This is a genomic window from Brevibacillus reuszeri, from assembly GCF_002897295.1.
GTDB classification, from domain to species: Bacteria; Bacillota; Bacilli; order Brevibacillales; family Brevibacillaceae; genus Brevibacillus; species Brevibacillus reuszeri_A.
Genome location: NZ_BEXF01000001.1, coordinates 292,833 through 305,461, shown reverse-complemented (window position 1 = coordinate 305,461; position 12,629 = coordinate 292,833). Strand labels below are relative to the sequence as shown.

Below are 12,629 nucleotides of genomic sequence, written 5' to 3'. Positions count from 1 at the left end.
GCTTCCCGACCCTCCCCTGTTCAAATGAATTATTCTACATACGCGTATTCAAAGATCGTATGGCCGATGTAGTTTTTCAAAACACCTTTGACATTTGGCTTCGCCAGGAACTGATCCTCGAAGAAGCGAACCGGCATGAGTGGCATTTCATCCGCCAGGATTTTCTCTGCCTTGGCAAAGTTCTCCATCCGTTTAGCCTGATCGGAGATTTTGCGATTCTCTTCCAGGAGGCGGTCGTATTCTGCACTGTTCCAACGCATATCATCGGCTGTATTGACCCCTTCGAAAATGTCGAGATTGGTCATTGGGTCTGGATAGTCACCTGTCCAACCGTCAGAAGCGATGTTGAAGTCGCCATTATCAATTTCATCCCAATAAACTTTGGATTCGAACGTTTTGATAGTTACGTCTACGCCCAAATTTTGTTTCCACATGCTTTGGAAGGCTTGCGCAATATCTTTATCGGACTGGCTTGCCATGACGATCAACGTAACCTCAGGCATTCCTTTGCCGTCCGGGTAGCCTGCCTCAGCAAGCAGTTTCTTCGCTTCGTCTACGTTTTCGCTAAACAGGTTTCCGACTACATCTCGATATTCCTTATCCTTTTGCACCCCGTGTGGTATTCCGTAAGGCACCATTCCAAACGCTGGTTTTTCTACAGACTGGATAATGCTCTTGATGATCTGGTCGCGGTTGATAGACATGCTGAATGCCTTGCGAACTCTTGCATCATCAAAAGGCTTCTTGGACGCATTGAAGTCAAAATACTGCATGCCAATCCGCGGAATCGAGTAGAAATCAGGTGTATTCTGATACTGCTTCATTCCTTCAGGGCTGATGTTGTCAGAGACCTGAATTTCATCGTTGGTGTAGGCAGCCAGCTCAGCCTCGTTGGACTCGATAAACACAATTTCCAGCGTCTCCAGCTTCACTTTGTCTGCTTCCAGATAGTTCGGGTTTTTCTTTAGCACATATTTTTCTTTTGGTCGGAGTTCCGTCAGCATGAACGGTCCTGTCGTCAAATAAGTCTCAGGAGATTTCGTCCAGCCTTCTTTTTCTACTGCGTCTTTTCGTACCGGATAATAAGCTGTGACACACAACAGCTCCAGGAAGTACGGTGTTGGATTTTCCAGCGTTACCTCGAGAGTCGTATCGTCTATGGCTTTTACCCCTACGTCATCCGCGCTAGCCTTTTTCTCGTTGTACGCTTTTCCGTTTTTCAGATAGTACAGGTAAAACGCGGCGCCTGAAGCAACCTCTGGGTCCAGCACACGCTTCCAGGAATATTCAAAATCCTGCGCGGTTACTTGCTTACCATCAGACCACTTGGCGTTTTTGTTAATCTTGAAGGTGTACTTGGTTCCTGTCGAATCCAGCTCAGACGATTCGGCCAGGGAAGGAATCGGCTTTTTCCCTGATTCATCAATTTTATAAAGCCCTCTGAACAAGTTTTGGAGAACAATTGAGGAGCGCGAATACACGTTTAATGTTGGGTCCATCTGCTCTGGTTCCTGACTCAATGCGTAAATAATCTTTTGCTCAGCAGCCGGTTTTTCACCCTCTGTTTTCGGTGCACTTTGCTGCTGGTTTTGCTGACCTTGTGGTGCCGTGCTGGAGCTGCTGCATCCGGCAGTGACGGATGTGATCGCAAGAAGCGTTGCCAGTACCAAGCCCATCCTTTTTTTCATACTCTTCCCCCCATATTTTTATTGTTATATGAGCTGTCGAAAAGGAAACAGCATTCATATCCTCACGAATGGTGCCACTATCCATTAATCAATCAGATGACATGCAACGACGTGCCCATTTCCGATATCGCGCAAGCCCGGCTTTTCCTCTGCACACCTGCTCATTGCATAGGCGCAGCGCGTCCGAAATGCACATCCGCTCGGAGGATTCATCGGGCTTGGCACGTCTCCTTGCAGGTGTATCCGTTCGCTGCGCTCCGCTGTATCCGGATCAGCAATGGGCACCGCAGACAGCAGCGCTCTTGTGTAAGGATGCTGCATATTCGTATAAAGATCATTGACCTCGGCGTACTCCACCAAGCTCCCCAAGTACATGACCCCTACCTTGTGTGAGATATGTCTTACCATCGACAAATCGTGGGAGACAAACAGATAGGTCAGTCCAAAACGTTCCTGGAGCTCCTCAAGCATGTTTACTACTTGCGCTTGAATGGACACGTCCAGTGCGGATATCGGCTCATCACATACGATGAATTCAGGCTCGACTGCCAATGCCCGCGCAATCCCGATCCGTTGGCGCTGCCCGCCGGAAAATTCATGCGGATAGCGATTGAGATGGTCCGCTTTTAGTCCCACCAGCTCGATCAGCTCCTTGACGCGATCGATCCGGTCTTTGCCTTGATAGATGTTATGTACCACCAGCGGATCTCCGATGATCTCTGCAATCGTCATACGCGGATCAAGCGATGCGTACGGGTCTTGAAAGATCATCTGCATCTTCTTGCGGTAAGGAAGCATCTCTTTGTGGTTTAGGCTGCTGATCGACTGGCCTTTGTACAAAATATCGCCGGCTGTCGGTTCGTACAGCTTTAACAGCGTTCTGCCGATCGTCGTCTTGCCACACCCGGACTCCCCGACCAAGCCAAACGTCTCCCCCTTGGAGATGGAAAAGCTAACATTGTCCACTGCCTTTAACTGCGTGGAATTACGGCCGAGAAAGCTTTTCTTCACTTCAAAATACTTCTTTAGATTGCGAACCTCGACCAGAGCTTGATTGTCATCCCCCATTAGCTGATCACCTCTTTCGCGTGGGGCTGTGCTTTCGGATGCATGAGCCAGCATGCTGCCTGATGTGTTTCAGACAACGTAACCTGCGGAGGAGGAAGCTTTTCACAAACCTTCATGGCATACGGACACCGAGCAGTAAAAGCACAGCCTGCTGGTGGCCTCAGCAAATCAGGAGGGCTTCCCGGAATGGAAATGAGCTTCTTCTTTTCTCCCTCTGAAAACTGCGGGATGGATCGCAATAGTCCCCACGTATAGGGATGCTTTGGCTCGTAAAAAATTTCTCTGGTCGTTCCCTGCTCGACGATGGTTCCACCGTACATGACCACGATCCGGTTGCACATATTGGCAATCACTCCGAGATCATGCGTAATCATGACGATCGAGACATTCAGCTTGTTTTTGAGATCGCGCATCAGGTCCAAAATTTGTGCCTGAATCGTCACATCCAGCGCCGTCGTCGGTTCGTCGGCAATCAGCAGTTTGGGCGAACAGGACAAGGCAATCGCAATCATGACCCGCTGTCTCATCCCTCCGGAAAATTCATGGGGGTACTGCTTCAGCCTGCTCTCTGGACTTGGGATTTCGACCATCCGCAAAATTTCAATCGCTTTTTTACGTGCAGCTTCCTTTGACAGTTTTTGATGAATGCGCAGTGGTTCTATGATTTGATCGCCGATTGTAAAAAGCGGATTTAAGGACGTCATCGGGTCCTGAAAAATCATGCCGATGTCTTTTCCTAGCATTTTTCTCATTGCTTTTTGGTCGGTGTGTACGAGCTCAGTTTCATCGAACTGAATGCTATCCGCCTCCAGCCGGGCATTTCCTGGGAGGAGCTTCAAAAGCGACAGCATGGATACGCTTTTGCCCGAGCCTGACTCTCCAACGATCCCGATCGATTCTCCTTTATTCACGTGAAAGGTAATGCCCCTGACTGCCTGCACTTGCCCTGCATCTATATGAAACGTCGTTCTCAGATTCTGTACCTGGAGTAATTTCACGTTAACACCGCCTTTATTTCTTTAACCTCGGATCCAAGGCATCACGCAGTCCATCGCCGATGAAGTTCAGCGCAAACATCGTAATACTGATAGCGATAGCCGGGAAAAGCATCTGATAGGGCTGAGTAAATATCGTCGGAATGGCATCGTTTACGAGCGTGCCCCAGCTGGCCATCGGCACCTGAATCCCGATCCCCAAAAAGCTGAGAAAGGCTTCCGTGAATATTGCCGAAGGAACTAAAAACGTTACGGTCACGATGATTGGTCCCATGCTGTTCGGAATGAGATGCTTGAACAGGATTCTCATATTGGATGACCCTGTTGCCCTTGCCGCCAGAACATACTCCTGATGCTTGAGTGTGATGACCTGCGAGCGCACCATTCGTGCCGTGCCGATCCAATAGGTAAGCGACATGGCGAGCAGTATGCTTTCAATCGTGTTCCCCAAAAACATCATGAGAAGGATAATGTACAAAAGCTCAGGTACTCCGATCAAAATATCAACAATACGCATCATGATCATATCTACTTTGCCGCCGAAATAACCTGAAATTCCTCCATAGATCACGCCGATCACCAGATTGATGGCTGCAGCAGCAACCCCAATCGTCAAACTGATCCTAGCTCCATACATCGCGCGGACGAATATGTCACGCCCGAATTTGTCCGTTCCGAACCAATGCTCTGCGGACGGTCCTTGGTTTTGACGCGCAATATCCTGTCCATCGTACGTGTACTGCGAAAGCATCGGACCCAGTATCGCTGCGACTGTAATGGCTAAGAGAACGAATAAACCAATCATCGCCAGCGGATCTTTACGGAACCTGCTCCATGCATCCTGCCAATACGATTTGCTCGGACGAGATAACGTTTCCGTCTGTTTCGTCGTTTCATCCAGCTTGGAAAAATCCTCATCCGGCAGCTCTGCCCATGCCTGATTCAGGTCAGAGAGCGGAACAGCTCCTTCACTTCGCTTTGCTGCGTAATTCATCCAGTCACCTCCTACTCCTCAATTTTTACCCGCCGGTCGATCACGGCATAAAGAATGTCTACGATAAAATTCGCAATGATGATAAACAATCCAAGAAAGACGGTCAGTCCCAGGATGACGGAATAATCGCGATCACTGATCCCTGTTACGAAATCCCTGCCTATGCCTGGAATCGAGAACACTCTTTCTACAATAAAGCTGCCAGTCAAAAGCGCAGCCACAAGCGGACCCAAATACGTAACGATCGGAATGATGGCATTCTTCAATGCGTGTTTGAAAATGACGCGGTATTCGGGAACCCCTTTGGCTCTGGCTGTCAGGATGTAGTCTTGGCGCATCACCTCGAGCATGCTGGACCTCATCAGCCTCGCAATATACGCAATCGGACCAAAGGCAAGCCCAATAACGGGCAAAATATAGTGCTTCCAGCTAGACAATCCGTATGTTGGCAGCAGCTTCAATACGACTGCGAACAAAAACATCATTAAGACGGTAAGCACGAAGTTCGGAATGGAAATACCGACTGTCGCAAAAATCATCGACGTCCAATCCGCCCATTTCCCCCGCTTGATCGCGGACGTAATCCCGAGCAGCATGCCGATGATCAGTGCGATGATGATCGCCACAATTCCGACTTTTGCTGATACAGGAAACCCGCGAGAAATCAGCTCGTTTACCGTGACGTCAGCCTGCTTGAACGAAAAGCCGAGATCCCCCTGCGCGATGCTTTTTAGATAGTTCACGTATTGCACGCCAAGCGGTTCATTCAGCCCAAACTTTGCTTCCATTTTCTCCATGACGCTCTTCGGCACTTTCCTCTCCTCAGCGGGACTGAAAGGGCCACCGGGTACAGCGTGCATCAGGAAAAAGGTGATCGTCACAAGAACAAACATCGTCAAGATACTCGCGAATAACCGTTTTACGATATAACCTGCCATCTCGTACCTCCTTTTGGGTCTACAAATTGTTCCTGACTTTTACTTCCTGTGATAACCGGTGCAAATCAATGCGATAAATCGGTCGTGGCCTGCCGCGTTGGCTCATAGATTCACTGCCTATGACTTCAGCAATCCCTTTTTCCTTCAGTTTTTGGACCATTCGCGCTGCATTGCGTTCTCCTGTATTCATCCCGACACTGATTTCCCGTGTCGTCACCTCATTTTTTTGAATGAGCTGCAGCCAGGAAAACAGCTTGCGCATCGTTGTTGAGGCGTAATCTCCTCGCTCTTCATCGATAAGCGAATAGTTGAGTGTATTTCTCGTCCCAAGCGGACCGAGCACCTTCATCTGATCGTCGATGAGATAAGCGCTGTTGCCTGGATTTCGTACGGCAAACTCAACGGCCCGATTGGCGTTGTACAGGGCGCGCTCCACCGTCTCCCCCATCCCGATCCCGAGATTGATTGTCCCTTGCTCACCACTGCTATTTTTTAATATTGGAAAGCTCGTGAAGTCCTTGGTCACTTTTTCCACGAGTCCTCTCGTCGTATAAAGCGTGTACTCGCCCTCTTCGTCACTCGTCGTAGAAGCAAACAAGCGCTTGCTGAAATCGGTTATTTTTTTGTGTTGTCCGTCTATGGCAGGCTGGATTTTGAATTGCAGCACAGTGATTTGAGCCAGCTGCTTCTTCTGCTCCTTCACCATCCATAGCGACTTGTTGACGGTATCGCGAATGAGCTGCTTTGTGCTTTTGATGAAAAAGACAGGCACATGACTGTTTTTTAGCCGCTGATAAACGGAGTAAATACTTGTGGCAACGACCTGTATAACTCCCTCTTGCCAGAGCTTCATATGGTGCTCAATCAGCTCCTCGGAGTTTTGGAAGCCATCCATATTTTTCGAGTACCACTTTACGTTGGATGCGTCGATTTCGTCGAAAAATTCTTGCAAATGCTTAGCTGGTATTCCGTCAAAGCTGATGATGGGAAAGAAGTGATAGTGGCGATAAATTTGAATGATGGCTTTGTACAGCTCGGTTCCTTCAAAGGGTATAAACAGTGAGCACGAATGAGGTGGGATTAAGTCTTGCGAGAGAAGGAACGGTACATCTCCACTGAAAAAGTACACATCGTAGACTTCCATACTTTCCTGGAGCAGATCGCGGACGTTTTTTTCCGAGTCATAGATGAGCTTGGTCGGCTCGATATACGAGAACTCCTCCAATACTTCACAGATGTCATCGACTAACAGCTTGGGTCCAATTACAGCAAACGTAAAATTCAATTCATCACCTTCTACTAGTCTTTAATTTGTCTGATATTACTTAAAAACATGGTTGTTGGTAGATAATCCCAGTAAATGGAGTCAAAATTTGATTTAAATTAACTAAAATCATTCTCTAATTTGTCTGTAATTCAACTTAAGCTTATGTTATTTTCAAAAGTCTGAATTGTCAATCTACACTTGTATTTGAATTTTATGTTCAGCTTGTCCCCTCCTATAAAAAAACATTATGGAGCTCAAAGTAAAAAAAGCTTACTCCCACACATCCTCGTGCAGAAATAAGCTTTTTGACTAGATCCGTTTATAACGCGACAAGAATAACTCTACTTCGTTGTAAAGACCGCCCTGATTGGCGTATTTGACATAGTTTTTTACAGTCCGCAGCCAATCGATCGTGGAAGGCTGGGTGGACTGTATCGCTTGCTTCAAATCATTCATATGAATCGGTCTTTCTACCCCGGTACGCATAATTTCCGCGATTACTTCCTCTGTTGCTGTCTCGACCACATTTTCAATATCGGCACCCGAGTACAAATCCGTCTCTTTCGCTAATACGTCATAATCGATTTGCTCCAGCGGTCGGTCTGCCAGTTTGATGGAAAAAATGGTTTTCCTGGCTTCCTCATCTGGCGGCGAAACGAAAATCATTTTATCAAAACGACCTGGACGCTTGAAGGCAGGGTCCACATCCCACGGCATATTGGTGGCACCGATGATGAGCATCTTGTCTGTATTGGCTTCGATCCCCTCAATCTCTGTCAGCAGCGTGTCAATTACGGTACGCATCGTGTCTGACGACGACCGACTTCGGTTGTATCCGAGCGCATCCATTTCATCGAGGAACAGCACGCTTGGCTTGTTGGCTCTTGCCGATGAAAACAGCGAACGGAGATTTTGCTCACTGCCCCCTATGTACGGATCAAGAATATCCGCAATGTGAATCGGCATGAACCGAGCCCGGCACTCACCTGCAGTCGCTTTGGCGATGAACGTCTTTCCGCAGCCGGGAGGACCATATAGCAAAATCCCGCCACCGACTTTTTTCTTGAAGCGCTCAAATAATCCCGGAGAAACAAATGGTTTGATGATTTTCATTTGGATGGCATTTTTCACATCATGCAATCCGCCCACATCATTGAACGTAAGCGGCACTTGAATCCGTTCGTCCTCTCTTCCCCCTTGTCCTCCCCGGATGACTTGGAACGGCTTCACGTTGCTCGCCATTGGTTCAGTACTAACATCGTCAGCGGATTCATCCTTTGCTGGCTCCGCGTTTGTCTCAGCGTACTTCGTCTTGGCTAATTTCTGTGATACAGCGACCTCCTGGACAATTGGCTTCGCTGCGGCCAGCTTTCCTAGCTCCAGAATGATTTGCTGCTGGAGTGCCTGATCTCCAAACCGAAGTGCTTCCGTGAAGGCTTGCAGCGCTTCGTTATTTTTGCCGAGCTGTGCATATTCCAGTCCGAGCAGGTACCACGTTGCCCCGTTCTCCGGGTTGCTCTCTGCCATTTGCTTGATTAGGTCGATTTTTTCCACTAGTGATTCCTCACTTTGCAAACAATTTTATAAATGAGTGGCGATGTCCACGTATAGATGCTGAAAATAATGATAAATACCAAATAGAATCCGAGAGCAGCAGGGGCAAAGTAGCTCAGCAGCATGATGATCCCGATTGAAATCGCCCATGTTCCCAGAGTCCCGCCAAGCTTGTCGACAAGCCTGTTTGGCAGAAAAACGATATGCGTTTCCCTGTCGATCGCGTCGAGCAATTCTTTTACTCGTTCGTTGGTTGGATCAAGCAAAAAGGCTTGGACGAGCGCTTCCTTCGCTGCTTTATAATCGTCCCGAAAATACGCTTCCTCCCCGATCTTCAATAGCTTGGGCAGCTCGTCGTCGGCTACTTGAATATATTTTTCCAGCGTATCACGTTGTTGCTTTTTATTATCATCGATTAGGTTCATGTAAAACTGGTAATGTAGCACGGTTTGATTTTCCGGCTCTATGCGCCTTGCCTCATCCATCAGCAGCTTTGCCTTTTTGAGGTGCCCTGTTTCGTACATCAAGTACGCATAGCTTGCAATTACTCCTGGCTCCTGAGGGTTGATGGAAAGAGCCTGCAGCATAGCTTGCTCGGCTTCATACCACTTTTTTTGCGCTCGCAAAATCAGGCCAAGAAGCTGGTAAACATACTCGGTTATCAGCCCTTTTTCAAGCGTATCCACGATCAGCTCATACGCTTCCTCGTAATTGTCCAGCTCGAATTCACAATAGCTCAGCATGTACAGCAGGGTCGTATTTGTCGGCGCCTCAGCGAGTGCCTGCTGGAAATGCTCCCTTGCCTGTTCATAGCGATTCATATCGTAATAATGCTTGCCTAACCGATAGTGCGATGAATTTTCCAATGCTTCAATTTCCATAGAACAGCTGCACTCCTTTTACCAGGACAAACGCTTCCACAATCTTGCCAAGAATAATATAAAGAATGGCCTCACCCAGAATAGGCCTGGTCTTTGCCTGCAAGGCCATATGATGTCGATACTTTTTTTTCATTAGAAAATAATAGGCTGCACCGATTCCTACTGCCAAAAGATGCCGGAAGCTCCAGGCTGCAGTCACGATGAAAAGGACAATGCCTACTCCTCCGAGCAGGTAATTCCAAAGCGGGCGTACGCGCAGCCCATTTGCGTTTTTCATCCCTAGTACGATGGCGGGCAAAAATCCGCCCAATATGGCAGCCACTATATAGTGGGTCAAGTTATATGACTTGGTTTGATAGTCAACATTTGGCTTCAAGCTCGGTTGAAGCAATTCCTGATTCATGCCTTCTCACTCATTTCCGGATCATTCTTGCTATACATGCAAAAAAACAAGTCGCTTATGAAAGGGTTCTCCCATAACCGACCTGCTCTCGCACCATTGCTCCAGTCTTCCTTGCGAGTCAACCGATGACCTGTACTACATTGCCTTCATTATCTGTAATATTTGTCTTTACAATATGAAAGGCAGTTCCCGCTAAAGAAGGAATTTCAAATTTACTTTCTTTTGGAAGCAGTTTCTGGCTCAGCTCTACGGTAGCCAACTCATTGAGGACGATCCGAATCTCATCCTCCTCCACGATACAGCCCGGCTTCTCTCCCGGCTCAAATACAACCTGGATATCAGAACCGATCAGGCGTAGCCTGTTCCCTTTTCTAATCCTCCCACGCAGCAGCTTTCCGATGATTTCCGCTTGCTTTGCCCCTAGCTGGAGTGTGGAAGGCGTCTTCGTAAACCAGCCCTTCTTACCAGGCTCCCATGCTAGCTGACTCACATATAACAAGCCGGTGTTCGAGCCTTCCTCTTCCGCCCCATGCTGTATCGCCTCGGAAACAGCAGCAATCTTTAGCAGAGAGGTACGCTCTAAATCTGTAAGGTATTTCGGTATGTATGAAAGGCCCGCAGTGAGCACTCCGAGTGTATTCCAGGTCTGCATCGCTTCCAGTTCGTCGCCTGTAATTCCAACCATCTGCAAAAATTGGACTCGTCCATTCGGCGTCTCGATTTCAGCCAAGTCAGGATCATGGACAAAAGCAAGGGCAGTCAATTCGGTCTCGGCTCCCAAACAAATCGGTCCGTTGGCATCCAAATAATCCCCTGCGCGAAACACATTGCCACTGTTAAAAATGTATCGGCCCATATTTTGAAGAAGATTTAGCGCCCATGCAGGTGGTTCTTCCTCATCTGCCCCTCTCGTCAGCCGAAAGGTTAATTCAAATCCATATCCACTTTCTTCGGTATTTTCCGATTCCTTGTCATAGAGCTCTGAAAATCCATAGGTAACAAAATGCCAATGTGGGCTTGGCGTTTCTGCTTTATAGGCGCTAATACCATCTAATGGGTCTGGACCACCGAGTGCATACGGCAGGTACGTTCCGTAATGCTTTGGCTCCTGCTCCCCGTAAAGTTTCTCCATTTCCGTATCAATGGCATCCCAGCCTACTGAGGCAACTTCCTCGGTCATATATGCTTACCTCCAATATTTTCCCCTATAAGTGTGATCTGTATATTTCAGTTGAATGTTCATGAAGAGGGCCTAAAGCCTAATTCCTCCATAAAGTATAAAACTCAATGACAACAACTGGCAATTTCTATCTAATTTTACAGTTCAAAAACATCTTTAGACCTACTTTCTTCTCATGCCTTTTTTCCTATCTATTCCCTTTTTTTCATATAATGGTGTTGGACAAAAGGGAGATTCTCGTGGACAAAAAAACGCCAGGGCTGGTCCCTGACGTTTAGCTTCACCGCTTTTGCACACGCAACACCGGTACTTTCTTTTGTTCATACGTGCCTGCCAATATTTGCTCGTGAATGACGTTCAGCTTGAGCAGACTGCTGATCTTTCCGGTATCTGCCCGTGACATGAGTCGCCAAAGGGATGGATCAGGCAAGGAGTTGTACAGTTTTTCATCATTGAACTCCCGCCGCTCCTGGTAGCTTATGGACAGTTTATAGTCGCCTTCCTCTGCACTCCCTACCTCCGCATAGGCATCGATCAGCTTTCCTCTCAGCTCGTTTAGCTCATCCTCTAGCTGTTTTTGCAATTCTTTCAGCTCATAATAGCGGGCTACCTGTTGTTCCATCTGCTCGTCCTCCTTTTGTTTCGGCTTTACCAAGAAACTATATGAGGAGGAGCAGGTTGGTAGAACAAACGGGGATATTATTTGCCAACCATTGTATTGATTGCTTCGCCTGGATGCTTTTTCACGAAAGTGGAATACTCTACTTCCCAAGGATTCCATTTGCCGTCTGCTTGATAGCCCCATACGGAGTTGATGCGGGAAACAGTGTCTGTATTATTGATTCCGACAATTCGTTGTTCCCCAACCAGCTCGTAGGTGCCATTGCCATCCATATCGATCGGTGTCAAAGAGCCGAAAGGGTACGTCATAACGGAGGTATCTGCATCTGCGAGCAGCACCTTGCCAGCTTTATCGTACAGCTTGGCCGCTACGTACACATCTTGATTTGCACTGACATCAATCGTGAGTGGCTTGTCTAGCTGTGCACTTTTTCCTTCGACCTTAAAGCCGTTCACAAAGGAACCCTCATAGTTGATTCCCTCATTTTCTTTTTCTCCAAAAATCACGGCAGGCTTGTTGTCTGCAAAGGTTGCTACCACATGATTGTATATGCCACCAGAGCCGCCTGTTGCTGTTTTGACGAAAGCATCGGCAACATGGTCACCTGTAAAGTCAAGAAGTGTCAGCTCTCCCTCATAGCCACCCAAGTCTTTCATATCGGTTTTGCTATATGCTTTTGTTTTGCCATTCTGCACGACGAGGTTCATATTAGATGCGTAAATATCGTCTGCCTTCTCTTTTACTCCAACCAGATACACGGTGTCGTCTACTTTATCTCCGTTTACATCCGCTGTTTTTTGATCGATGACATACGTGTTTTTATCTAGTTTGAGCTGTTCGGCTGCTGCAAACAGCTTTCCTTTTTCTGAGTCAGCATGAGCTACCTTTGTATTTGCCAGTGTCAAGCCAGTTACTCCTACCACTCCTGCCAGCAGCAAAAAGGTAGCGGGCTTCATCCATTTTTTATTCATTGTTATTTCCTCCCTAGTTGTTCATCGGTATATGCATAACTATAGGACGAAGCCCTTTCCTTTTTGTT

At 47.5% G+C, this 12,629-nt stretch carries 12 protein-coding genes; all 12 read right to left on the bottom strand.

From position 1 onward, the window contains the following. Nucleotides 1–29 precede the first annotated feature (29 nt). Nucleotides 30–1,688 carry a peptide ABC transporter substrate-binding protein gene (locus tag C3B52_RS01495; RefSeq protein WP_103104319.1) on the bottom strand — a complete coding sequence of 553 codons (1,659 nt, stop codon included), beginning with the start codon at nucleotides 1,686–1,688 and terminating at the stop codon, nucleotides 30–32. Nucleotides 1,689–1,772: 84 nt separating this feature from the next. Next, nucleotides 1,773–2,756, bottom strand: coding sequence for an ABC transporter ATP-binding protein (locus tag C3B52_RS01490; RefSeq protein WP_103104318.1), 984 nt, complete (start codon nucleotides 2,754–2,756; stop codon nucleotides 1,773–1,775). Next, a complete protein-coding gene (locus C3B52_RS01485) occupies nucleotides 2,756–3,754 on the bottom strand; it encodes an ABC transporter ATP-binding protein (RefSeq protein ID WP_103104317.1) in 999 nt (332 codons plus the stop codon). The genes C3B52_RS01490 and C3B52_RS01485 overlap by 1 nt, the downstream gene beginning before the upstream one ends. 13 nt (nucleotides 3,755–3,767) lie before the next feature. Beyond that, the gene (locus C3B52_RS01480) at nucleotides 3,768–4,745 is read right to left on the bottom strand and encodes an ABC transporter permease (protein WP_103104316.1); all 978 of its coding nucleotides are present in this window, start codon (nucleotides 4,743–4,745) and stop codon (nucleotides 3,768–3,770) included. A gap of 11 nt (nucleotides 4,746–4,756) precedes the next feature. Further along, the gene (locus C3B52_RS01475; protein ID WP_103104315.1) at nucleotides 4,757–5,683 is read right to left on the bottom strand and encodes an ABC transporter permease; all 927 of its coding nucleotides are present in this window, start codon (nucleotides 5,681–5,683) and stop codon (nucleotides 4,757–4,759) included. 19 nt (nucleotides 5,684–5,702) lie between these two features. Continuing rightward, nucleotides 5,703–6,968 carry a hypothetical protein gene (locus tag C3B52_RS01470; protein ID WP_103104314.1) on the bottom strand — a complete coding sequence of 422 codons (1,266 nt, stop codon included), beginning with the start codon at nucleotides 6,966–6,968 and terminating at the stop codon, nucleotides 5,703–5,705. Between the two features lie 291 nt (nucleotides 6,969–7,259). Then, complete coding sequence (locus C3B52_RS01465; RefSeq protein WP_103104313.1) at nucleotides 7,260–8,504, bottom strand: AAA family ATPase; 1,245 nt, start codon at nucleotides 8,502–8,504, stop codon at nucleotides 7,260–7,262. Continuing rightward, the gene (locus C3B52_RS01460; RefSeq protein ID WP_103104312.1) at nucleotides 8,504–9,385 is read right to left on the bottom strand and encodes a tetratricopeptide repeat protein; all 882 of its coding nucleotides are present in this window, start codon (nucleotides 9,383–9,385) and stop codon (nucleotides 8,504–8,506) included. The genes C3B52_RS01465 and C3B52_RS01460 overlap by 1 nt, the downstream gene beginning before the upstream one ends. Beyond that, a complete protein-coding gene (locus C3B52_RS01455) occupies nucleotides 9,375–9,788 on the bottom strand; it encodes a hypothetical protein (protein ID WP_103104311.1) in 414 nt (137 codons plus the stop codon). Before C3B52_RS01455 ends, C3B52_RS01460 begins: the two co-directional genes overlap by 11 nt. Nucleotides 9,789–9,906: 118 nt before the next feature. After that, nucleotides 9,907–10,968, bottom strand: coding sequence for a suppressor of fused domain protein (locus C3B52_RS01450; RefSeq protein WP_103104310.1), 1,062 nt, complete (start codon nucleotides 10,966–10,968; stop codon nucleotides 9,907–9,909). Between the two features lie 280 nt (nucleotides 10,969–11,248). Beyond that, nucleotides 11,249–11,590 (bottom strand): hypothetical protein, encoded by a 342-nt coding sequence (locus tag C3B52_RS01445; RefSeq protein ID WP_103104309.1) that lies wholly within the window; start codon nucleotides 11,588–11,590, stop codon nucleotides 11,249–11,251. Nucleotides 11,591–11,667: 77 nt separating this feature from the next. Further along, nucleotides 11,668–12,561 (bottom strand): hypothetical protein, encoded by an 894-nt coding sequence (locus C3B52_RS01440; RefSeq protein WP_103104308.1) that lies wholly within the window; start codon nucleotides 12,559–12,561, stop codon nucleotides 11,668–11,670. Between the last annotated feature and the right edge of the window lie 68 nt (nucleotides 12,562–12,629).